This window comes from Pseudarthrobacter sp. 01T43, from assembly GCF_056398665.1.
In genome coordinates this window covers 34,670-56,623 of record NZ_JBFTPV010000008.1, presented here as the reverse complement: position 1 = coordinate 56,623, position 21,954 = coordinate 34,670, and the positions used below count along the sequence as shown (strand labels likewise).

General features: G+C 64.3%; 24 protein-coding genes. 17 read left to right on the top strand and 7 right to left on the bottom strand.

Annotated elements, in window-relative coordinates; all coding sequences use genetic code 11:
- Nucleotides 1-10 precede the first annotated feature (10 nt).
- Nucleotides 11-955, top strand: coding sequence for a diaminopimelate epimerase (gene dapF / locus AC1DIM_RS09810; protein WP_477710291.1), 945 nt, complete (start codon nucleotides 11-13; stop codon nucleotides 953-955).
- Here the strand turns inward: dapF and AC1DIM_RS09805 are convergent.
- Nucleotides 936-1,550 carry a class I SAM-dependent methyltransferase gene (locus AC1DIM_RS09805; RefSeq protein WP_477710290.1) on the bottom strand — a complete coding sequence of 205 codons (615 nt, stop codon included), beginning with the start codon at nucleotides 1,548-1,550 and terminating at the stop codon, nucleotides 936-938. The genes dapF and AC1DIM_RS09805 overlap by 20 nt on opposite strands.
- A 460-nt stretch (nucleotides 1,551-2,010) precedes the next feature.
- Between AC1DIM_RS09805 and hflX the strand changes: the two genes are divergently transcribed.
- Nucleotides 2,011-3,576 (top strand): GTPase HflX, encoded by a 1,566-nt coding sequence (hflX, locus tag AC1DIM_RS09800; RefSeq protein ID WP_477710289.1) that lies wholly within the window; start codon nucleotides 2,011-2,013, stop codon nucleotides 3,574-3,576.
- Nucleotides 3,569-5,626, top strand: a complete 2,058-nt coding sequence (locus AC1DIM_RS09795; RefSeq protein WP_477710288.1) for an ATP-dependent DNA helicase — start codon at nucleotides 3,569-3,571, stop codon at nucleotides 5,624-5,626. Before hflX ends, AC1DIM_RS09795 begins: the two co-directional genes overlap by 8 nt.
- 23 nt (nucleotides 5,627-5,649) lie before the next feature.
- Here the strand turns inward: AC1DIM_RS09795 and lexA are convergent, their stop codons facing one another.
- A complete protein-coding gene (gene lexA, locus AC1DIM_RS09790; RefSeq protein ID WP_477710287.1) occupies nucleotides 5,650-6,393 on the bottom strand; it encodes a transcriptional repressor LexA in 744 nt (247 codons plus the stop codon).
- 341 nt (nucleotides 6,394-6,734) lie between these two features.
- On the opposite strand from lexA, the gene AC1DIM_RS09785 reads away from it, so the two are divergent.
- The 8 genes from AC1DIM_RS09785 to AC1DIM_RS09750 all read left to right on the top strand — a co-directional run bounded on the left by AC1DIM_RS09785 (nucleotide 6,735) and on the right by AC1DIM_RS09750 (nucleotide 13,001).
- Complete coding sequence (locus AC1DIM_RS09785; protein ID WP_477710286.1) at nucleotides 6,735-7,133, top strand: LysM peptidoglycan-binding domain-containing protein; 399 nt, start codon at nucleotides 6,735-6,737, stop codon at nucleotides 7,131-7,133.
- Between the two features lie 111 nt (nucleotides 7,134-7,244).
- The gene (locus tag AC1DIM_RS09780) at nucleotides 7,245-8,363 is read left to right on the top strand and encodes a histidinol-phosphate transaminase (RefSeq protein ID WP_477710285.1); all 1,119 of its coding nucleotides are present in this window, start codon (nucleotides 7,245-7,247) and stop codon (nucleotides 8,361-8,363) included.
- Nucleotides 8,364-8,424: 61 nt separating this feature from the next.
- A complete protein-coding gene (gene hisB / locus AC1DIM_RS09775; protein ID WP_477710284.1) occupies nucleotides 8,425-9,051 on the top strand; it encodes an imidazoleglycerol-phosphate dehydratase HisB in 627 nt (208 codons plus the stop codon).
- Nucleotides 9,048-9,779, top strand: a complete 732-nt coding sequence (gene hisH, locus AC1DIM_RS09770) for an imidazole glycerol phosphate synthase subunit HisH (RefSeq protein ID WP_477710283.1) — start codon at nucleotides 9,048-9,050, stop codon at nucleotides 9,777-9,779. The genes hisB and hisH overlap by 4 nt, the downstream gene beginning before the upstream one ends.
- Complete coding sequence (locus AC1DIM_RS09765) at nucleotides 9,780-9,938, top strand: hypothetical protein (RefSeq protein WP_477710282.1); 159 nt, start codon at nucleotides 9,780-9,782, stop codon at nucleotides 9,936-9,938.
- A 60-nt stretch (nucleotides 9,939-9,998) separates the two neighbouring features.
- Nucleotides 9,999-10,745 carry a bifunctional 1-(5-phosphoribosyl)-5-((5-phosphoribosylamino)methylideneamino)imidazole-4-carboxamide isomerase/phosphoribosylanthranilate isomerase PriA gene (gene priA, locus AC1DIM_RS09760; protein ID WP_477710281.1) on the top strand — a complete coding sequence of 249 codons (747 nt, stop codon included), beginning with the start codon at nucleotides 9,999-10,001 and terminating at the stop codon, nucleotides 10,743-10,745.
- Between the two features lie 9 nt (nucleotides 10,746-10,754).
- On the top strand, nucleotides 10,755-11,651 hold the full coding sequence (locus AC1DIM_RS09755) for an SseB family protein (RefSeq protein ID WP_477710280.1): 897 nt from the start codon (nucleotides 10,755-10,757) through the stop codon (nucleotides 11,649-11,651).
- A 57-nt stretch (nucleotides 11,652-11,708) separates the two neighbouring features.
- Entirely contained in the window at nucleotides 11,709-13,001 is a 1,293-nt protein-coding gene (locus AC1DIM_RS09750) for an MFS transporter (RefSeq protein WP_477710279.1), read from the top strand.
- Between the two features lie 32 nt (nucleotides 13,002-13,033).
- On the opposite strand, the gene AC1DIM_RS09745 is transcribed toward AC1DIM_RS09750, so the two are convergent.
- A complete protein-coding gene (locus AC1DIM_RS09745) occupies nucleotides 13,034-13,420 on the bottom strand; it encodes a DUF1844 domain-containing protein (protein WP_477710278.1) in 387 nt (128 codons plus the stop codon).
- 311 nt (nucleotides 13,421-13,731) lie between these two features.
- On the opposite strand from AC1DIM_RS09745, the gene infC reads away from it, so the two are divergent.
- The 4 genes from infC (at nucleotide 13,732) to AC1DIM_RS09725 (ending at nucleotide 16,701) form a co-directional block, all read left to right on the top strand.
- Nucleotides 13,732-14,901 (top strand): translation initiation factor IF-3, encoded by a 1,170-nt coding sequence (gene infC / locus AC1DIM_RS09740; protein WP_477710277.1) that lies wholly within the window; start codon nucleotides 13,732-13,734, stop codon nucleotides 14,899-14,901.
- Between the two features lie 115 nt (nucleotides 14,902-15,016).
- The gene (gene rpmI, locus AC1DIM_RS09735) at nucleotides 15,017-15,211 is read left to right on the top strand and encodes a 50S ribosomal protein L35 (protein WP_009358635.1); all 195 of its coding nucleotides are present in this window, start codon (nucleotides 15,017-15,019) and stop codon (nucleotides 15,209-15,211) included.
- A 118-nt stretch (nucleotides 15,212-15,329) separates the two neighbouring features.
- Nucleotides 15,330-15,713: a 50S ribosomal protein L20 gene (gene rplT / locus AC1DIM_RS09730; RefSeq protein ID WP_164201051.1), complete on the top strand. Its 384-nt coding sequence runs from the start codon at nucleotides 15,330-15,332 to the stop codon at nucleotides 15,711-15,713.
- A gap of 49 nt (nucleotides 15,714-15,762) precedes the next feature.
- Nucleotides 15,763-16,701, top strand: coding sequence for a TrmH family RNA methyltransferase (locus AC1DIM_RS09725; protein WP_477710276.1), 939 nt, complete (start codon nucleotides 15,763-15,765; stop codon nucleotides 16,699-16,701).
- Between the two features lie 55 nt (nucleotides 16,702-16,756).
- On the opposite strand, the gene AC1DIM_RS09720 is transcribed toward AC1DIM_RS09725, so the two are convergent.
- Nucleotides 16,757-17,032 (bottom strand): GlsB/YeaQ/YmgE family stress response membrane protein, encoded by a 276-nt coding sequence (locus AC1DIM_RS09720; RefSeq protein ID WP_441874241.1) that lies wholly within the window; start codon nucleotides 17,030-17,032, stop codon nucleotides 16,757-16,759.
- A 199-nt stretch (nucleotides 17,033-17,231) separates the two neighbouring features.
- Between AC1DIM_RS09720 and AC1DIM_RS09715 the strand changes: the two genes are divergently transcribed.
- Nucleotides 17,232-18,203, top strand: coding sequence for a cation diffusion facilitator family transporter (locus tag AC1DIM_RS09715; protein WP_477710275.1), 972 nt, complete (start codon nucleotides 17,232-17,234; stop codon nucleotides 18,201-18,203).
- 78 nt (nucleotides 18,204-18,281) lie between these two features.
- Here the strand turns inward: AC1DIM_RS09715 and AC1DIM_RS09710 are convergent, their stop codons facing one another.
- Nucleotides 18,282-19,490, bottom strand: coding sequence for an MFS transporter (locus AC1DIM_RS09710; RefSeq protein ID WP_477710274.1), 1,209 nt, complete (start codon nucleotides 19,488-19,490; stop codon nucleotides 18,282-18,284).
- Nucleotides 19,491-19,557: 67 nt separating this feature from the next.
- On the opposite strand from AC1DIM_RS09710, the gene AC1DIM_RS09705 reads away from it, so the two are divergent.
- Nucleotides 19,558-20,010 carry a (deoxy)nucleoside triphosphate pyrophosphohydrolase gene (locus tag AC1DIM_RS09705; protein ID WP_477710273.1) on the top strand — a complete coding sequence of 151 codons (453 nt, stop codon included), beginning with the start codon at nucleotides 19,558-19,560 and terminating at the stop codon, nucleotides 20,008-20,010.
- 43 nt (nucleotides 20,011-20,053) lie between these two features.
- Here AC1DIM_RS09705 and AC1DIM_RS09700 read toward each other — a convergent pair whose 3' ends face one another.
- Both AC1DIM_RS09700 and AC1DIM_RS09695 read right to left on the bottom strand, forming a co-directional pair.
- Nucleotides 20,054-21,169 (bottom strand): Rv2578c family radical SAM protein, encoded by a 1,116-nt coding sequence (locus AC1DIM_RS09700; protein ID WP_477710272.1) that lies wholly within the window; start codon nucleotides 21,167-21,169, stop codon nucleotides 20,054-20,056.
- Nucleotides 21,170-21,227: 58 nt separating this feature from the next.
- Nucleotides 21,228-21,851 carry a PadR family transcriptional regulator gene (locus AC1DIM_RS09695; protein ID WP_477710271.1) on the bottom strand — a complete coding sequence of 208 codons (624 nt, stop codon included), beginning with the start codon at nucleotides 21,849-21,851 and terminating at the stop codon, nucleotides 21,228-21,230.
- Nucleotides 21,852-21,954: the final 103 nt, after the last annotated feature.

Here is a 21,954-nt window from a genome sequence, read left to right as displayed (position 1 = left end):
ACCTAGGAGCATGGACGCAACCCCCGCAGAGACCACCGAGCCCGCCTACCGTTCGCTGGGCGGACTTCGCTTCTCCAAGGGCCACGGCACGGGCAACGACTTTGTGTTGATCGCCGATCCTGAGGGCGTCCACACCATCGACGCCGGGCAGGTTGCCGCCCTGTGCGATCGGCACCGCGGCATCGGCGGGGACGGCCTGATCAGGGCCGTTCCGTCCCGCTACCTGTCCGAAGGCCGCGAACTGCTGAAAACCAGCCCTGCGGCGGAATGGTTCATGGACTACCGCAACGGTGACGGGTCCCTCTCGGAAATGTGCGGCAATGGCGTCCGCGTCTTTGTGCACTTCCTGCGTGCCGAGGGTTTGGTTGACCTGCCCGACGGCGGATCGCTGACCATCGGAACGCGGGGCGGTCCCAAGACAGTTGTCCGGACAGGCGACAGCTACGCGGTGGATATGGGGCCGTGGGAGTTCATTTTCCCCGGCGAAGCGACTGCCAAGGCCATGGATTCCCTCGTGACGGCGGACGGCCTGGAAGTTCCCCGGCCGGCGCTGTCCGTCAGCATGGGCAATCCGCACACGGTGGTCGCCCTCGCGGAACTGTCCGAGTTGGAAGCCACCAGGCTGTTTACCGCTCCACTGGTGGATCCACTGCCCGCCAATGGCACGAATGTCGAATTTGTGGTGCCCGCCGAACCGCTGGTCCACAACGGCGTCGGTACCGTCACCATGCGTGTCCACGAACGCGGCGTCGGGGAAACGCAGTCCTGCGGCACCGGGGCGTGCGCTGCAGCGGTGGCCACCAGGCACTGGGCCGGGGCCGAGGCTCCGGACTCCTGGCTGGTTAACGTGCCGGGCGGGGTAGTCAGGGTCAAATTCTTCGTGGGGGCAGCAGGCCACGAGCACGTCGAACTCAGCGGCCCCGCCGTGATTGTGGCTAGTGGGACGCTTTCCTGACCCGCAGCATCCGGAAGGATTTTGCGGTGCTCTCGCGGGTGACGGTGAACGAGCCGTCCAGTTCAGCGGACAGCCAGCGCTGAAGCGAGTCCGAACCAAGGTTCTTCTGCACCACCAGCCACGCTGAGCCGCCGGGTGCCAGCCGGGGGAGCCACAGTTTGAGCAGGCTGTGCAGTTCGTCCTTGCCGATCCGGATGGGCGGATTGGACCAGATGGTATCGAAGCGCAGGTCCGGATCCACCGAGTCCGGGGCGCTGGCTACCACGTTGCCCAGACCCAGCAGGGCCGCGTTTTCATTGGTCAGGGTGATGCAGCGTTCATTGACGTCAACGGCGTAAACCTGGGCATGGGGCGCCCGCAGGGCAAGGGTCAGGGCGATGGGCCCCCAGCCGCAGCCGATGTCCAGGAGGTTCCCGGTTGGGGAGGGCGCCGGGACTTCGGCAAGGAGGACCGCTGTTCCCTTGTCGATGGCGTCGGGACTGAAGATCCCGGCGGACGTCTGGAGGGTACGCGTTGCGCCGGCCAGTTCCACCGTCAGGGGCTTGCGGGTGAACGGCCCTGCGGGCGATGCGCTGAAATAGTGTGCGGACTCCATAACTGGCCAGATTAGTTGGCCGCACAGGACAATGCGAAACGGCCCCTGCGAAACCGCAGCGTCCGGTTCTGCTAATCTTGAACCCATGTTCTTGATCTTCGAGTAGCCGGACCGGGGCTGCGCCTTTCGCAGCTGTCCGTCCCGAAGCCCGTGCCCCACAGCGATGCAGGTTTAGCCTTCCGTCTGTGCGCCACAGGGCGGTTCTTCCGTACCTGTCCTGCCGCAGGGTCAGACTCGAGTGATCAGCCCCACGCCGGTCCCTTTTCTGAGATTGCCTGCGCCCTTTCCATCACTCCACGCATCAACTGTGATGCGACCCACCCTGCGCGCCATCGGTTTGTCCGGCCGCAGAGCAGACCAGGAGGCCAGGATGACTGCAAGCCGTCAGCCCAGCGCGAATACTTCACCAGATACCAACAAACGGCACTATTCTGAAAATGCCGAATCTTCAAAGGAGAACATGACCAGCCAGCCCAACACCGGTTCCGATCCAGCAGCCCAGGACATGAGTCCAGAGGAGATCCAAGCTGTCATCGACCGGATCCTCGCCAAGGATGTCCCGGCCAGGAACGTCAAAGCTGCCGACGGCGAAAAGGCCGTGCTGGGCAGGGCCCAAGCCATCTCCCGCCAGGCAGACGAACACACAAGCTACGACGGCGACCAGCAGGACCTCGACGAACGCCGGGCTTTACGGCGCGTGGCGGGGCTCTCCACAGAACTCGAAGATGTCACCGAAGTCGAATACCGGCAGTTGCGGCTCGAACGGGTGGTACTGGCAGGTCTTTGGTCCGAGGGTACCCTCGCTGACGCTGAGAACTCACTCCGTGAGCTCGCAGCCCTCGCAGAGACGGCAGGCTCGGAAGTCCTGGATGGGCTGGTGCAGCGCCGTGCCAAACCGGACCCGGGCACATTCCTTGGCTCCGGCAAGGCGCAGGAGCTCAAGGAAATCGTTATGGCCACTGGCGCCGACACCGTGGTGGTCGACGCCGAACTGGCGCCGTCCCAGCGCCGTAGCCTCGAAGACATCGTGAAGGTCAAGGTCATTGACCGCACGGCCCTGATCCTGGACATCTTCGCCCAACACGCCAAGAGCCGTGAAGGCAAGGCCCAGGTTGAGTTGGCGCAGCTTGAATACCTGCTGCCGCGCCTGCGTGGCTGGGGCGAATCGATGTCCCGGCAGGCCGGTGGCCAGGTGGGTGGCGCCGGTGCCGGCATGGGTTCGCGCGGACCCGGTGAGACGAAGATCGAACTGGACCGCCGCAGGATCCGTACACGCATGGCCAAGCTGCGGCGGGAGATCGCCGCGATGAAGCCGGCACGGGAAACGAAGCGGGCCAATCGCCGTCGTAATTCAGTGCCGTCCGTGGCAATCGCCGGGTACACAAACGCCGGAAAGTCCTCCTTGCTCAACCGGCTTACCGACGCCGGCGTGCTCGTGGAGAACGCCCTGTTCGCCACCCTGGATCCGACTGTCCGCAAAGCAGAAACGTCCGATGGGCTGGGGTACACGCTGGCCGATACCGTGGGATTCGTCCGTTCCCTCCCTACCCAGTTGGTGGAAGCGTTCCGCTCCACGCTGGAGGAAGTGGCTGACTCCGATCTGATCCTGCACGTGGTGGATGTGTCACATCCGGACCCCGAAGGCCAGATCGCGGCGGTCCGCAAGGTGTTCAGTGAGGTTGACGCCCGCAACGTGCCAGAGATCATTGTCCTCAACAAGGCCGATGCCGCCGACCCGTTTGTCGTGGAACGCCTCAAGCAGCGCGAGCCCCGCCACGTGGTGGTGTCGGCCCGGACCGGCCAGGGAATCGCCGAACTGCTCAAGGCCATCAGCGACGGGATTCCGCGGCCCAGCGTCAAACTCGAGTTGCTGATCCCGTACGACCGTGGTGACCTGATCAGCAAGCTGCACGAGACCGACGCCGAGATCCTCAGCCTGGATCACGGCGAACACGGCACGCGTGTTGTGGTCATGGTCCGGGAGGGCCTCGCCGCTGAACTGGAATCCTTCGTCAGCAATGACTGACCTGGTGGCAGGGGAGATTTCCGATACGGCCGGCGAGCAGTTCGTCATTGAACTGCTCGACCGCGCTGTCGCGGGGATGGGTGGCCAAAGCCGGGCCGGCCAGCACGAAATGGCCCGGCAGGTGGCGAAAGCCATCGAAACCGGAGACCACCTTCTGGTCCAGGCCGGCACCGGCACCGGAAAGTCGCTTGCCTACCTCATCCCGCTGATTGCGCATTCCCTCGTGAGCAACAAGCCCACACTGGTTTCCACCGCAACCCTTGCGCTGCAGACCCAAATTGTGGGCCGCGACCTTCCCCGCCTGCTGAAAACCATCACCCCTGCCTTGGACCGCCCCGTCAAGGTGGCACTCGTCAAGGGCCGCTCAAACTATGTTTGCCGGCACAAGCTGGAAGGCGGGTTCCCGTCCGAGGAACCCGCCGAGGGCCAGCTTTTCTCCCTCGGCGAAGACACCAGCGTCCCGCACTTCGCCGCCGCCCTCGGCGGCCCGTCGTCGCAACTGGGCAAGGAAGTGGTTCGCCTGCGGGAATGGGCGGAAAAAACCGCCACGGGAGACCGCGACGAGCTCCTTCCCGGCGTCACCGACCGCGCCTGGCGGCAGGTCTCGGTGACGTCGATGGAATGCCTGGGCGCGCAGAAGTGCCCGATGGCGGCCGAATGCTTCAGCGAACTGGCCCGCCATGATGCGGCCGAAGCTGACGTCGTGGTCACCAACCATGCCATGCTGGCCGTCAGCGCGTTTGAAGGCCTTGCCGTACTGCCCGAATACGACGTCGTAGTGGTGGACGAGGCCCACGAACTCCAGGACAGGGTCACCGGCGCGGTCTCCGGGCAGCTTTCCGTGGCCATGGTCCACGCGGCGGCAGCCGGCGCCCGTAAGCACACCGCCATCACCGTTGACGCACTTAATGCGGCCGCCGCCAACCTCGAACTCGCCTTGGCGGGAGTCCCGAACGGGCTGCTGCCCAACGGGCTCAACGACGAACAGTTGGACTGCGTGGATCAGTTGCGGGAGGCCTGCCGGGCTGCCCTCTCAGATTCCAAGGGGGATGGCAGCCAGACGGCCGACGGCGGGCGGCAGCTCGCCCGCTCGCGGCTGATGCTGATCCTGGAACTGTGCGAACGCCTCATAGTCGCCCGCGAGAACCGCGAAGTCGTCTGGTTTTCCCGGGCCAGCTCCTTCGACCCGCAGCAGGGCTACTCGCAGCCTGACGAGACGTCTCCTGCCTTGATCAACATTGCGCCGCTCAGTGTTGCCGGTAAGTTGCGCGAGGGCTTGTTCGCCGGCCACACCGTTGTGCTGACCTCGGCAACCTTGGCCATCGGTTCTGCGTTCGAACCGGCCGCCGGCGGCCTGGGGCTGGTAGGGGAGGGCGCGCCGAGTTGGACCGGCATCGACGTCGGCTCGCCGTTCGATTATCCCAAGCAGGGGATCCTCTATGTCGCCGGGCACCTGCCCAAACCAGGGCGGGGAGCGTCACCGGAGGCGCTGGACGAGCTGGAGGCGCTGATCCGGGCTTCCGGCGGCGGTGCGTTGTGCCTCTTTTCATCGCGCCGTGCGGCAGAAGAAGCGGCTGAGGCGATGCGACCACGGCTCGGGCTCAGCATTCTTTGTCAGGGCGACTCCACCATGACGGCGCTCGTGAAGCAGTTCGCTGACGAGCCCGATACTTGCCTGTTCGGCACCATGTCGCTGTGGCAGGGCGTTGACGTTCCCGGCGGATCCTGCCGGCTGGTGGTCATCGACCGAATTCCCTTCCCGCGGCCCGATGATCCGCTCATGACCGCCCGCTCCCGCGCCGTGGCGCAGGCCGGCGGTAACGGCTTCATGGCGGTCTCCGCCACGCACGCGGCCATCCGCCTGGCCCAGGGGGCAGGCCGGCTGATCCGTTCGACGGGGGACAAGGGTGTGGTGGCCGTGCTCGATTCACGCCTGGCCACGGAGCGTTACGCCGGCTTCCTGCGCGCCGCACTCCCGCCGTTCTGGCCCACCACGGACCGTAAGACAACATTTGCGGCACTCGAAAGGCTGGCCGGAAAGGGCGCCTGAGGCCTGCCCGCTCGGCCCGGGTGCTACAGCGACCGCAGGACCGAAACGACTTTCCCCATGATCGTGGCGTGATCCCCGAGGATCGGCTCGTACTGGGTGTTCTGGGGCAACAGCCAGGTGTGGCCGTCGCGCTGGCGGAAGGTCTTCACTGTGGCTTCGTCGTCCAAAAGGGCCGCAACAATGTCGCCGTTGGCGGCGTCGGCCTGCCGGCGGACCACCACCCAGTCGCCGTCGCAGATCGCGGCGTCCACCATTGAGTCGCCGGCGACGCGCAGCATAAACAGCTCGCCCTGCCCTACAAGTTGCCGGGGCAGCGGCATCACGTCCTCCACCATCTGGTCGGCCAGGATCGGTCCACCTGCAGCGATACGCCCAACCAGCGGCACCATGGCAGTGTCCATGGCACTGGGAATTTCGGTACCAGTACCGCCGACGCTATGCAGGCCCGGTTTGGCCGACGCGCCGTTTTTGCCGGTCCCCCCGTCCAGCGTCAGCGGCATCAGGACTTCCATGGCACGGGGCCGCTTCGGGTCCCGGCGCAGGTAACCCAGCTTCTCCAGCTGGGAGAGCTGGTGGGTGACGCTCGAAAGGCTGGCCAGGCCGACAGTGTCGCCGATTTCCCGCATCGAGGGCGGGTAGCCGTTGTCATTGACGGAACGCTGGATGGTTTCGAGGATCTTCTTCTGGCGGGCAGTGAGCCCCTTCGGGGTCCTCTGGGGCTGGCGGCCCTGCGGAGTCGCCTTGCCCTCGGCGGCTGGTGCTGCCATGTTCGCCAATGCCTTTCGGTTGCCCCGGTTCCGGTCCGGCTGTTAGTTGCCGGAATGGCCGGGCTGCTTTGAATGTCAGACCCTGCTGATCAACTACACGAGTGGTTGATCTTTTGATCCAAACGTAGGCCAGCCACATGGCTTTTTCAAACATTTGTTCTAGCGAGTCTCGACAATGTTCGTTGATAAGTGCTAAAACTGAGGAAGCAAAGTTCGAATATGTGTTCTACTCGTTGCCAGCGGATTCGAATATCCGCCACATGCGGAGGCTTGAGCCTTAGTGCGTTGGCGACCTGGAGGTCACGCCGGGCAGCACAGTATGGTCCAGGAGGGCTCATCTCATGTCAGCTATATCTGCTTCACAGGATTCCCGTCCGCAGTTCATTTCCGTCGAGCACCTGACGTCACAGCAACGCAAGGAGTCCTTGCCGCCGCTCCGTCTTACCCGCCGGGGCCGGGTTGTCCTCATCGGCATCCCGTTGGTGCTCCTTGCAGCGATCCTTCTCTCACTGGTTGGTTTTCTTACCTCTCCGGCGAAGGCGGCAGATTCCGCAGCTGGTCTCTCCGTCACGCCCACCATCACGGTGACGGTCCAGCCGGGGCAGTCCCTCTGGGCCATTGCCGGCACCGTAGCACCCCAGCGTGACGCCCGGGACGTCATTGCGGACATTGTTCAACTGAACAACCTCACGGGCGGCGGCGTGGTACCTGGCCAGCAGCTCTTTGTTCCCACCCGCTAGTCGACGGGAAGGGCCAGCGTTAGTCGCCGGCAAGGGCCAGATTAACCGTGGACAGGTCCACGGATTGCCGTCACATTTTCCGGCCATCGCCTTCGGAACTAAACTGTTCAGGTGAATGACCAGCTAGAGCGTCTGAACCGACTTCCCCTCCGGACCAATCTTCGCGGGCTTACCCCCTATGGTGCCCCGCAGTTGGATGTTCCCATCCTGTTGAACGTCAATGAGAATACCCATGGCGTTCCGGCGGATGTGCAGGCCGCCATTACAGCAGCCGTAACGGAAGCCGCAACCGGGCTCAACCGCTACCCGGACCGCGAGTTCACCGAGCTCCGGGAAGCACTGGCCGAGTACCTGGGTCACGGACTCGATGCCACTAACATCTGGGCCGCCAATGGATCCAATGAGGTTCTCCAGCAGATCCTGCAGGCATTCGGCGGCCCGGGCCGCAAGGCCCTCGGGTTCCCGCCCACGTATTCCATGTACCCCTTGCTGGCCAGCGGGACTGACACCGAGTACATCGTCGGTCAGCGCGCTGAGGGATACGGCCTCAGTGCAGAATCCGCCGCGTTGCAGGTCAAGGAACTTCAGCCGAACGTCGTTTTCCTTTGTTCGCCTAATAACCCCACCGGTACAGGCCTTGGCCTGGACGTGGTGGAGGCCGTGTATGCGGCCGGCGAGGCCAGCCAGACCATCGTGATCGTCGACGAGGCGTACCATGAGTTCGCCCATGACGGCACGCCCAGTGCCCTTACCCTGCTGCCGGGCAGGGAACGCCTGATTGTGTCCCGCACCATGAGCAAAGCGTTCGCTCTTGCCGGAGCGCGCCTCGGCTACATGGCTGCTGCGCCGGAGGTGACGGATGCCCTCCGCCTGGTGCGGCTGCCCTACCACCTCTCCGCGATCACCCAGGCTACCGCCCTGGCCGCCCTTCAGCACCGGACCGCCCTGATGGCGGACGTCCAGGACATCAAGGAACAGCGGGACCGCATTGTCACGGAATTGACCCGGATGGGCCTCAAACCGGCGGCCTCCGATTCAAACTATGTCTTCTTCGGCGGCCTGGACAGCCCGCACGAGGTCTGGCAGCAATTGCTGGACGCGGGCGTGCTGATTCGCGACGTCGGGATCCCCGGCCACTTGCGGGTCACAGCGGGAACTGAGAGGGAGACCACAGCCTTCCTGGCCTCCCTGGAGGGCATCCTGACCAGCCGATCGAAGCTCCCCGCCTAGACTTGAACTGCCGGCGCCTCAGCGCGCCCTACCACTCCTGCGTTAGAAGGACCAGATAATCATGAGTTCCACCGGATCGAACGCTGCCGCGCCCCGGACCGCACGCATGGAGCGTGCCACCAGTGAATCGTCAGTGCTCGTGGAGATCAACCTCGATGGCACGGGCGTATCGGACATCGACACGTCCGTCCCCTTCTACGACCACATGCTGACGGCGCTGTGCAAGCACTCGCTCATTGACATGACCGTCAAGGCCACCGGTGACACCCATATTGATGTCCACCACACAGTGGAGGACGTCGCCATTACCTTCGGCGAGGTTTTGCGCACCGCGCTGGGCAACAAGGCCGGCATCCGCAGGTTCGGAGAAGCCACGGTGCCCCTCGACGAAGCCCTTGCGAACGCCGTCGTTGATGTCTCCGGGCGCCCCTACCTCGTGCACGGCGGCGAGCCCGCCGGGCAGGAATACCACCTGATTGGCGGCCACTTCACCGGTTCGCTGACCCGTCACGTCTTTGAGGCCATCACACTGCACGCCGGCATCTGCCTGCACATGAATGTCATTTCCGGCCGCGACCCCCACCACATCGCGGAAGCGCAGTTCAAAGCCTTCGCCCGCGCCCTGCGTGCCGCCGTCGAACCGGACCCCCGCGTTGAGGGGATCCCGTCCACCAAGGGTGCCCTGTGAGCGGCCAGATCCTTCGTGATGGTGCGGTGATCGATCCGGCTACGGGTAACAAGCCCGTGTCGCCCGAAGGTAAACCCACAGTCACCGTGCTCGACTACGGTTCAGGCAACGTCCGCTCAGCGGTCCGTGCCCTCGAACGGGCCGGTGCCGAGGTCATCCTGAGCTCCAGGCCCGAGGACGTGCTCAATGCCGACGGCCTGGTGGTGCCTGGCGTGGGTGCCTTTGAAACCGTGATGCGTGAGCTCAAAGCCGTGGACGGCATCCGGCTGATCGGCCGGCGGGTGGCTGGCGGCCGGCCGGTCCTGGCCATCTGCGTCGGCTTGCAAGTGATGTTCGAAGCCGGGGTCGAGCACGGGACCGAAGCCGAAGGTATGGGGGAGTGGCCCGGCAAGGTGGAACTCCTTCCCGCGGACGTTGTGCCGCACATGGGCTGGAACACGGTGCAGGTACCTGAAGGCTCAAAGCTTTTCGCCGGCGTTGAGAACGAGCGGTTCTACTTCGTCCACTCCTACGGTGTCCAGAAGTGGAACTTCGATGTGATCCAGCCCCGGATGACGGCGCCGCTGGTGACCTGGTCCGAACACGGTGCCCGCTTCATCGCCGCGGTGGAAAATGGCCCGCTCTGCGCCACCCAGTTCCACCCGGAAAAGTCCGGTGATGCCGGTGCCCGGCTGCTGCGCAACTGGGTGGACGGCCTTCGCAAACCGGCCCGTGCGGATGCAGCCTAGATGTGGTCCATCGTCCTGATGGGCCTGGCGGGCATCCTGGTAGGCGGGGCCCTGTCCTTCCGGCAGCAGCACAAACCGCTGTGGACGCAGATTAGTTTTTACGTCCTCGCCGGAATGGCGTTGTTGGCTGCCTACCTGCTGACGCTTCCCGGCAACTAGACTGCCGGCGCACCCCCACACTCCGCTCCACCAGCATCACAACATTGAAGAGGATTTGAGATGACCACCGCAACCGACCTGCCGGTTCTTGAACTGCTGCCCGCCGTCGACGTCGTTAACGGCCAGGCCGTTCGGCTGGTCCAGGGGGAGGCCGGCAGCGAGACGAGCTACGGCACACCGCTGGAAGCAGCCCTCAACTGGCAGCAGCAGGGCGCCGAGTGGGTGCACCTGGTGGATCTTGACGCTGCCTTCGGCCGCGGCTCCAACGCAGAGCTGCTCCGCGAAGTTGTAGGCCGGCTGGACATCAACGTGGAGCTCTCCGGTGGCCTCCGGGACGACGAGTCCCTTGAGGCGGCCCTTGGTCTTGGCGTGGCCCGCGTCAACCTCGGTACAGCGGCACTGGAGAACCCGGAATGGACCCGCAGGGCCATCGAACGTTTCGGTGACAAGATCGCCGTCGGCCTTGATGTCCGCGGAACAACACTGGCGGGCCGGGGCTGGACCAAGGAAGGCGGTGACCTCTGGGATGTTCTGGGCCGCCTGGAGGAGGCCGGCTGCGCCCGGTACGTTGTCACCGACGTCACCAAGGACGGTACCCTGCAGGGCCCCAACGTGGAACTGCTGCGTCGGATGGTGGAGAAAACCGGCAAGCCGGTAGTGGCCTCGGGCGGTATTTCCAGCCTTGACGACCTAAAAGTGCTCCGGTCCCTGGTGCCCCTGGGCGTGGAGGGCGCGATCGTCGGCAAGGCGCTCTACGCCGGTGCGTTTACGCTGCCGGAAGCCCTCGGCGTCGCCGGACGCCGCTAGTCCGGCCCCGTGGACAGCACGCACACTCCAGGACTTGCTGGCGGGGCTCCCGTCCAGCGACACCTGCCCGGGCATATCGCCGCAGCCCTTGCCGGTGCGGGTGGCCCCGCAGACTCGGCGGGGAGGCCTTGGGAAGGCCGTAGCCTGGCCGGGGACGACGCCAAGATCCACAACTTCGGGGACGACGACGGAACGGCCGACGCCGGTTACCTCGCCGCCGTGGCGGCGCTGGTTGGCGGCAGCGGCGACGAAGCGGTAGTGGTGGCCACGCTCGCCACTGCCCGCGTCTTCATCCCCATCATCGCGCAGCTCGGCGCCGAAGCGGAGGGCGTGGACGGGCTCACTGCGGACAAGCAGGCAGACATGGCGCTGGTCACCCTGAAGGCCGCAGACGGCCGGACAGCCATGCCCGCGTTCACGTCTTCTGGCCGCCTGGCCGCCTGGCATCCTGACGCACGGCCTGTGGCTGTCTACGCGGCCCGCGCCGCGCTGTCAGCCGTCGCCGAGGGGGCCGAATTGCTGGTCCTTGACCCCGGCTCGGACGTTACCCTCGTGGTCCGTCGGCCTGCAGTCTGGGCGCTTGCACAACAGCAGGAGTGGATTCCCTCTTACAGGGATGCCTCGCTGGCAGCCGAAATGGCCACCGCGGCGGCCGAATTCCCGGCGGTCCGGAACATCGAACTGCTTCCGGGCTCCGGAGTTGCCGCCGTGACCGGCGGGGGAGTCCCGCTCTCCGGGGGCGGCGCCGGACCGGAACTGCAGGCGGTTCTCTACCTCGAGGACGGCCTTGATGCCGCCGGGGTCCAGGAACTCGTGGCCGGACTTCAGGCTGCCTGGTCCCGGACTGTATTGTTTGGGGAGCGGGTCGATTCGATGGAAATCAAGTTGCGGCGCGCGGTTCAGTAGCTGACGGTCACCGGGGAGACCCCTCGGGCTGCCCGTGCCAGACCCAAAGGATTCCCCGTGAATTTCGCTCTCTACCGGGAGTTGCTCGCCGTCGAGCCCATCAGGCGGCTCCTGCTTGTGGGTATGGTGGCCCGTATCCCGCACTCGGCCGCAGGCGTCCTGCTGACCTTGCATATCGTCCTCACCCTGGACAAGGGCTATGCCGCCGCCGGCGCAGCTGCAGCGGTAATGACTATCGGCATAGCTGTGGGCGCGCCCTGGCGCGGCCGGCGTGTTGACACGGTTGGCCTGCGCAGGGCCCTTATCCCATCAGTAGTTTCCGAAGCAGTCATCTGGTCCGTCGTGCCGCATGTCAGCTACGAGTTGCTGTTGCCGTTGGTGTTCATCGGCGGCCTGCTGACCCTGCCGATCTTCAGCGTGATCCGACAGTCCTTGGGCGTCCTCGCGGACGGGACCCAGCGGCGGACCGCTTTTGCCCTGGACTCGATCGCCACGGAGATCGTGTTTATGATCGGACCCGCCGTCGGCGCCGTCGTGGCCACCAGCGGCTTCACCGTTCTGGGGCTCACCGTGGTGGGTGCGTCCACGTCCCTCGCCGGCCTGTTCCTGATGTGGTTCAATCCACCCACGCGCAGCGCCACGCAGACCGAGGAAGGCGAGGCGGACCAACGGCACGCCGCGGAAGTGGCGGTGGTGTGCGCAGCGCCCGCGCATGTCCAGGAGGCGGCGGCCGACCTTGTGCCGGCCGGTACGGAAACCGCCCGCGGCGGGCGGGTTGGCCTGCGCGGCAAAGTGGCTCACAATTTTGCCTGGTTCACTGCCACCGTCGCGGCGGTCTTTGCGGTTGCGGCGGGAACCGGGATGGTGCTCAGCGGCACCGACGTCGGCATTGTTGCGGCCCTGGAAACCGGCGGGCACCAAAGCGAAATTGGCATCGTTTTCCTCTTTTGGTGCGCCGCGTCCGTCATCGGTGGATTGGTCTACGGCGCCATGCACCGGCCGGTCTCGCCGATCGTCCTGCTCCTCGGCATGGCAGCATTGACCATCCCGATGGGCTTCGCGCACGATACCTGGACCCTGGCGTTTGTTTCGATCCTTCCGGGGCTCCTGTGCGCACCTGTGCTCTCAGCGGCTTCCGAAAAAGTTGCTGACCTGGTGGCTGAGGACCGCCGCGGCGAGGCGATGGGCTGGTATGGCTCTGCGCTGACAGCCGGTGTGGCGCTGGGAGCGCCCCTTGCCGGAATCTTCATCGACGGGACGGGGCCGTCCGGAGGGTTTGTGGCAGTGGGCTTAGCTGGAGTTGTGCTTTGCCTGGTGGGGACCTCCGTGGTCCGCCCGCCGCCGTCGTGATTTGGTTTCTTGAAGGAATTCCTGGTCAGGTACTAGTTGACCGCGCCAGTGTACTTCTCGCCGGGGCCCTTGCCCGGGGCGTCAGGAATGACGGACTCTTCGCGGAAGGCGAGCTGCAGGGAACGCAGGCCATCACGCAACGGCCCGGCGTGCTGGGAGCCGATTTCGGGGGCAGCCGCCGTCACCAGGCCGGCAAGGGCGGTGATGAGTTTGCGGGCCTCGTCCAGGTCCTTCAGTTCCTCCGCGTTGTCCTCGGCGGCGAGGCCGAGCTTTACGGCTGCTGCACTCATCAGGTGAACGGCGGCGGTGGTGATGACCTCAATGGCCGCCACCTCGGAGATGTCGCGGATTTGCTGGCTCACGTCAGCTTCGGCCGGGGCAGCCTCGAAAACGTATGAATTGCTGTCTGGGGTACTCATACTGGTAAGCTTGTCACAGACCGACTGAATGTCGTTATTTTGCTGTGTTAAGGTCCCACCGGCGCCCCGCTGCGTCGTGAGGGATTTTTTCTGTAGAATGGCATCCAGTTTGCAAGCGGAGTTCTCTCCCACCCGCGTCAGCCGTTTTCCCACCGGAAGTCATTCCAGGGAAGCAAGGTTGCCGGGTACCGGTCGGACAGTTCATCAGGCGTTGAGCCCGAAGAACTGCGCACAGCCTCTTCGGGGCCCTGTGCATCCGATCATCGAGGCCTTCGATTGCTCCGGCAATTGGGGGCCTTCTCTATTTGCCGGTGGGTTACTACATCAATCACAGGAGCTTTAACATTAGCGAGCCAAGAATCAATGAGCGTATCCGCGTCCCCGAGGTGCGGCTGGTCGGCCCTGCAGGTGAACAGGTAGGAGTCGTCCGTATTGAGGATGCCCTGCGTTTGGCTGCTGAATCCGATCTTGATCTCGTTGAAGTAGCACCCCAGGCCAAGCCTCCGGTGTGTAAGCTGATGGACTTTGGCAAGTACAAGTACGAGGCCGCAGTCAAGGCACGTGAAGCGCGGAAGAACCAGACCAACACGGTTCTGAAGGAAATCCGCTTCCGTCTGAAGATCGACACGCATGACTACGAGACCAAGCGCGGCCATGCGCTCCGCTTCCTCGGTGCAGGTGACAAGGTCAAGGCCATGATCCAGTTCCGTGGCCGCGAGCAGCAGCGTCCGGAGATGGGCATCCGCCTGCTCCAGCGTTTCGCTGACGACGTCGCCGAGGTTGGTGTTGTTGAGTCAAGCCCGCGTATTGACGGCCGCAACATGGTGATGGTCGTGGGCCCGCTCAAGAACAAGGCCGAGGCCAAGGCTGAGGCACGCCGCGCATCGCAGCGTGCAGAGGCCAAGGCACAGAACGAAGCCAAGGCTTCGGGCCGCATCGACGTCACCGGTGACGACCAAGCGCCGCTGACCCAGTCGTTGGCTGACCTTCTTCCGGAAGGTTTCGCCATCACCACGCAGCCCGAGACGGAGGCCCCTGAAACGGAGGCCCCTGAAACTGAAGCCACTGAGGCGGCAGCTCCGGAAACGGCAGCGCCCGCCAAGGCTGAAGCAGCCGAGGCGCCCGTTGCTGCACCTGCAGCCGAGACCCCGGCGAAGGAAGCTCCCGCCAAGGAAGCCCCTGCAAAGGAAGCTGCTGCGAAGGAAGCTCCGGTGAAGGAAGCCGCTGCACAGGAGGCGCCCAAGCAGGCTGCCCCGAAGGCCGCTGCTCCCAAACGGGAGGCCCCCAAGGCAGCCCCGGCTCCGGCCAAGGCTCCCGAGGCCAAGCCCGCCGAGGCAGCCAAGGCAGCCGCTCCGGCTCCGGCAGCTCCGAGGCCGCCGGTACCGATGCCCAAGCCGGTAGCCCGGCCGGCAGCTCCGAAGCCGGCTGCGAGGCCTGCCCCCAAGGCAGCTCCGAAGCCGGCCGGCAAGAAGACTACCTAGTTCAAAGCTGCAGGAGGTTTCCTCCGGCAGTACGCAACCAGCATGCCGCCTGCAGGGGTGGCTGCTCGAAAGAACTGCAGACAATGTCTGTGGATACGTAAGGAGATCGGTTCCCATGCCGAAGATGAAGACCCACAGTGGTGCTAAGAAGCGCTTCAAGCTGACCGGCAGCGGCAAGCTGCGCCGCCAGCAGGCCAACCGCCGCCACTACCTGGAGCACAAGTCCTCCAGGCTGACTCGTCGTCTCGCCGGCGACAAGATCGTCTTCAAGGGTGACGCAAAGGTCATCCGGAAGATGCTCGGCATCTAAGTTCCAAGTTCTCTGACTGATGCCACCTGGCAGCAGTCAACTACCAAAAAGGCTTCTCAGGCCAGCCGGTTGTTCCGGCAGTAGATGCTTGGGATCAGATTTTCGAAGGAGTACGCACGTGGCACGTGTGAAGAGGGCGGTCAACGCCCACAAGAAGCGCCGGGTTATCCTTGAACGCGCAAAGGGCTACCGTGGACAGCGTTCACGCCTGTACCGCAAGGCCAAAGAGCAGCTGCTGCACTCGTTTGTGTACAGCTACGGTGACCGCAAAAAGAAAAAGGGTGACTTCCGTCGCCTGTGGATCCAGCGTATCAACGCTGCATCCCGCGCCAACGGCCTCACCTACAACCGTCTGATCCAGGGCCTGAAGGCCGCTGAGGTCGAGGTTGACCGCCGTATGCTGGCCGAGCTGGCTGTCTCTGACGCCAACGCTTTCGCTGCACTGGTGAAGATTGCCAAGGATTCCCTGCCTGCTGACACGTCGGCTCCGGCTGCAAAGTAGCACTGAAGGCCGTTCGAGGACTGGTGGCTGAAGCCACTAAGGTTCTTATATGAACGAAACCGGGCGCCCGCAAGATTTGCCACTTTCCAATCCCCGAGCTGATCGGGTGAGGAAGGTGGCACAGCTTGCCGGGCGCCCGGCCCGTTTAAAGCGCAGCGAGTTCCTGGCGGAGGGTCCGCAGGCTGTCCGTGAGGCTTTGACGCTGCACCGGAAGCGGATCGCTGCGGGGGAGCCCGGTGTCGTATACGAGGTCTACGCGAGTGAGGCGTGCCTCGACCGGCACCCGGACCTGGAGGCTCTCGCCGAGGGCACGGACGCCTACCTCACCACCGACGAAGTCCTTGCCGCGATGGCGGACACGGTCACCCCGCAGGGCATTCTCGCGGTCTGCGGTTTCCTGGACGTGAGCCTGGAGCAGGTCCTCGACGCCGGCCCGCGGCTGCTTGCCGTGCTGTGTCAGGTCCGGGACCCCGGCAACGCCGGCACCGTCCTCCGGGCAGCTGACGCAGCCGGGGCGGACGCCGTCATCCTGACCGCCTCCAGCGTCGATATTTATAATCCCAAGGCGGTCCGGTCCACGGCCGGTTCCCTGTTCCATCTGCCCGTGGTCCTGGGCGCCGACATTTCAGACGTGGCAGCCGCGTGCCGTGCTCGGGGGATTGGGTTGCTGGCCGCCGATGGCGACGGCGACGTCAACCTGGATACGCTCCAGGACCAAAACGCCGCCCGTCGCATTGCGTCCTCCGGCGTCGAATCGGCGTATGCGTTAGAGGGGCCAACAGCGTGGCTCTTCGGGAACGAAGCGCAGGGGCTCTCAGAAGCTGAACTGGCCTTGGCCGACCACCGGGTGGCTGTGCCCGTCTATGGAGCAGCGGAGAGCCTGAACCTGGGTACGGCGGCGACGGTGTGCCTCTATGCCAGTGCGCGGTCCCAACAAGACGCCGTCCGAACCCGAACAGGCGGGGTGACAGGCGCCTCCGGAGAATAAGGCAGGGCCCCGAAATTTTCGGGGCCCTTCGTAGTGAATAGATTGCGTGAAGTTATTAAGGTGCCCGCGTGGACTTGCTGCGTCCCGTGATGGCGCCGTAAATGCCGGCAACGACGAGGCCGCCAACAATGGCCAGGAGCCAGGAACCGAGATTCCAGAATTCCATCTTGCCGCCGCCGAAGAGCAGGTCACCGATCCAGCCGCCGACAATTGCCCCGACTACGCCGAGCACCAGGCTGGTGACCCAGCCGCCGCCGACCCTGCCAGGCATGACTGCCTTAACAATGGCACCTACTATGAGTCCGAGAATGATCCAGCCTAGAAAGCCCATGTCTCCTCCTTCATATTTCGTCGGGATTTTAAATGTCCCGATTAGTGTTCAAGCTAACACACGGTTGCATCATTGTCAGCAGGCTTAGTGCCTGTCGCGGGGGTGTGGTTTCAGCTGAAAAGGTACGGTATTGATGGACGGGGCCCATTCCGGCCCTGTGATGATCATTGCTCGTTCCGTGACCCTGAAGGGGGCTTCCGTGGCTGCACATGGCGGTACCAAAGCGATTGTCGCGGCGCTTGCCGCGAACCTGACCATCGCTGTCCTCAAGTTCGTCGCGTTCATCCTTACCGCTTCCTCGTCCATGCTGGCGGAAGCCATCCACTCCGTCGCAGACTCGGGCAACCAGCTGTTGCTGCTGATCGGTGGCAAACGCGCCCGCAAGGCAGCCAGCGCTGAGCATCCGTTCGGGTATGGCGGCGAACGCTACATTTACGCCTTCATCGTCTCCATCGTGCTCTTCAGCGTGGGTGGCCTTTTTGCGCTGTTCGAGGCGTGGAACAAGTTACAGGACCCGCATGGCATTGAAGGGGACTTCTGGTGGGTTCCGTTGGCTGTGCTGATCGGGGCCATCGCGGCTGAGTCCTTCTCCTTCCGGACGGCGATCATCGAGTCAAACCTCATTCGTGGTAACCAGGGCTGGGTGAGCTTTGTTCGCACGGCCAAACAGCCTGAGTTGCCGGTGATCCTGTTGGAGGACTTCGGGGCGCTTCTTGGCCTGGCCTTCGCGCTCGTCGGAGTTGGCATGACCCTCATTACCGGGAACGGCATCTGGGACGCCGCAGGCACCGGCATGATCGGCCTGCTGCTTGTGGCTATCGCCGTGGTGCTGGCGGTCGAAACCAAGTCCCTGCTCCTGGGGGAGTCTGCCACGCGGGACGACGTGGTCCGGATCAGTGAGGCCATCGAGGCCGGAGGGCACAACCGCATCATCCACCTCAAGACCCTTCACCTCGGACCGGAGGAGCTGCTGGTGGCCGCAAAGATTTCCGTGGGGGCCGCCGAAACGGGCAGGGACATCGCCGCGTCCATTGACGGCGCAGAGTCCAGGATCCGCAGCGCTGTTCCGATCGCCCGCGTGATCTATCTGGAACCGGATCTGTACCGCGAAGACGCGCAAGGTGCCGGCCAGGTCCCGGCCGAGCCACGGCCGCAGGACTCCCAGGCCTGATCCCTGTTCAGGGCGCCCTGAACAGGGATCAGGGAGCTGGTTGTCCCGGAGCGGCCGGTGGCTGCCCGTTCCCTCGGATCAGGCAGTCAGCGGCTTTTTGCGTTCCAGCAGGCCACTGATGACCGCGACGGCGAGGCCCAGGAGGGCCAGTACCGCACCCACGAGCGCGGGCGCCACGAAGCCCCACCCCCACGCGATCACCACGCCGCCCAGGAAGGCGCCTAAGGCGTTGGCCACGTTGAGCGCTGCATGGTTGAGTGAGGACGCCAGGGAAGGGGCGTCGGGTGAGGCGTCCAACAGGCGGGTCTGGAGTGCGGGGATGAGCAGGGACCCCGATGCACCCACCACAAAGACCATGACCAAGGCTGACCACGGCCAGTGAACGGCTACGGCGTAAATCACCAGGGCGGCCGCGATGCCTGGCAGGACCCAGTAAAGGGTACCCATCACGGACTTGTCAGCCAGCCTTCCGCCTACCACGGTTCCGGCAACCATGCCAAGCCCGTAAAGCGCAACCACAAGGGGGAGCAGCGAAGCAGGGATACCGGCCACCATCGTCATGGTGTGGGCAATGTACGTGTAGGTGGCAAAGAAGCCGCCAAAGCCCACGATGCCGATGAGGATTGCCAGCCAGACCTGCAGCCGTTTGAGCGCACCCAACTCGCGGCGGATGCTGGCGTCCGGATGGGGCGCCTGGAAGGGCACGAATCTCCACAGCAGGACCAGCGTCAGGGCGCCAATGCCGCCCACGAGGACGAACAGCAGCCGCCAGCCGAAAGTCTGTCCCACCCACGTGGCGGCAGGAACGCCAATAACGTTGGATACTGACAGACCGGCCATCACCATGGAAATGGCCCAGCCGCGTCGGCTGGCTGGAACCAGGGAGGCGGCGATCACGGCCGCGACGCCAAAGAACGCACCGTGTGGCAATCCCGCTGCAAACCGGGAAACCAGCATGGTTCCGTAGTCCGGAGCAAAGTAGGAAGTCAGGTTTGCCAAGGTGAAGAACAGCATCAGTCCGAGTGCGAGGTGTTTGCGGGGAAGTTTGGCGCCGACCGCGGCGAGCAGGGGCGCCCCCACCACCACTCCCAGGGCGTAAGCGGAAATGAGGTGGCCTGCTTCCGGAGTGCTGATGTTGAGTCCCTGCTCCACCTCCTTGAGCAAGCCCATCATGGTGAATTCCGTGACGCCGATCCCCACTCCGCCCATGGCCAAAGCGAAGATGGCCGCACCAATGTTGTGAGTCTTCACTCTGGACGTGGTGGGTGTTCGGGTGGTGCTGCTCATGTGCCTGCTTTTCAGAGGGGATGCTGGGGAAAGGCCCCGAAACCATTGTCGCTCATAGACTGGGGCGGTGAGTGAACAGATACAGGTAGTTGGCGCAGCAATACTGGACTCGTTGGAACATCCTGTCCGCATGCTGGTGGCGCGGCGGACGGCTCCGGAGCAGTTTGCCGGACTCTGGGAATTCCCCGGCGGGAAGGTGGAAGCCGGCGAGGAATGCCAGGCCGCGCTGCACCGTGAACTCAAGGAAGAGCTTGGTGTTGGTGTCCGGCTGGGGACCGAACTGCCGGCAGGCGAGCCCGCCGGATGGCGGCTGAACGAGCGGGCAAGCATGCGGGTCTGGCAGGCAGAAATCACTGAAGGGGAGCCGCATCCGCTGGAGGACCACGACGAACTTCGCTGGGTGGGCCTGGCAGATCACCAAGCGGTTCTTGACCTTCCCTGGATTCCTGCCGATTTTCCCATTGTCCAGGCCCTGCTGGACGCGCTCAGCTCACAGGTGCTGCACTCCCGCACACGCTGAAGGTCCGCATGACCTGGACGCCTAACGTGGTTAAAACTCTTGGTCAGAACAGGGTTGGTTGGCGCAGGGCCGGGCCGCCGGATCCGTGCCCGCTGTCTGCGCCGGGCTGCCCGGAAACCGGGAGGATCCCCTCGGGGTACTGTGCTTCTTCACCCCGGGGATCGTCCTCAAGGTCGCGGTGGCTGAACCCGTGGCCGCTAGTGAATCCGTGCCGCTGCTTGAAGTAGCGGACTTTCGCCGCGAGCCAGATGCGGTATTCCTTGGAGGCATATGATCCGGCCCCATACAGGCCGCGGTAGCGACCGGCGAGGTCGGGGTGGTTCTTGGCAATCCACTGCATGAACCATTCCCGGGTGCCCGGCTTCAGGTACAGGGCGCCGGCCGTCACACCTGTGGCACCGGCCGCAGCCAGGGACCCGAAGAGGGCATCCAAAGCTTCGTCGCTGTCGGAGAGCCAAGGCAGGATGGGCATGGCCATCACACCGCAGGGGAGTCCGGCGTCGCGGAGGCGCGAGACCAGCTTGAGCCGGGCCCGGGGCCCAGGCGTGCCCGGTTCCACAGCCTCGGACAGTGCCTCGTCCGTCATGGCAAGCGAGATGCCGACCCCGACCGGAACCTGGGCAGCAGCGTGCTTCAGGAGCGGAATGTCGCGTGCCAGCAGCGTCCCTTTGGTGAGGATGGACAACGGCGTGCCGGAGTCCGCCAGCGCTGAAATGATTCCCGGCATGAGCTGGTAGCGGCCCTCGGCCCGCTGGTACGGGTCTGTATTGGTGCCCAGTGCAACCTGGTGGCGGCCCCACGAAGGCTTGGCGAGTTCCTTTCGAAGCACCTCGGCGGCGTTGATCTTGACGACCACTTGGCTGTCGAAATCGAGTCCGGCGTCAAAGTCCAGATACGTGTGGCTCTTGCGCGCAAAGCAGTAGACGCAGGCATGGCTGCAGCCGCGGTACGGGTTCACGGTCCATTCGAATGGCATCCGCGAACCGGCAACCACCTTGTTGAGCACCGATTTGGCGGTGACCTCATGGAGGGTGATGCCGGCGAACTCGGGAGTGGTGACCGAACGGACTAGCCCGGCGAGCGGTAGCAACGCCGGTGTTGCGACGTTTCCGGCGGCGTCGGCAGGCCGCTGCATCAGTGCTTGCGCATCCCATCTCATGCACTCTATTCGAAGGTATGTTCTAATTTAAGTCAAGGCCGGCGAGGCGCGGGAGTTTTTAAGTAGAGGGATGAGTGTGGATGGGTTGAACATCCGGACGGGTATCCGAGAGTGAATCGATGAGCTCCAGGCCTCGCAGGCCCCATTCGATTTCCGTGTCCGCCCTGGCTATGAGTCCCTCATAGGTGAAGATCTTGTATTCAAGGGTGCGGTGGCGATCCTGCTCGGCGGTTGCGGCCAAGCGCTTGCCAAGCATTTCGTTGGTCCCGTCCCGTAGCCCCTGGATCATGTCCGCCCATTGGCCGCGGCGCATCCTGTGGTACTCAACGTGGGCCTGCATGTGTTGCTTTGCCATGCTCGGCTCGGCCCATTCGAGGTAAGCAGCTTTCAGGTGGACCGGATCGCGCTCGCGGGCGTACTCCAGGGGCGTGTTCATCCATTGCCTGAAAGCCGCGCGGCCTTCAGGGGTGATGCGATACTGCGTCTTTTTGCCGTTGGGCCCCCATGAGATTTCTTCGGCCGTGAGGAGCCTCTCTTTCGCCATCTTCCGCAGTTCGGGGTAAATCTGCGAGTCCGGCGCGTGCCAGACAAATGCCACGGAGGACTCGAATCGCTTGGCCAGATCGTATCCGGTCATCGGTTCGACGGTCAGGAGGGCCAACAGCGCGAAGCGAAGACTCATGGAGATTCCTTTCGAGGTCTTGCCAACTAACTATATCTATAGATAGTCTGTGATCCAAGCCACTACCTATGTTCATAGTTAGTTGTCCGGTACGAACGATTCC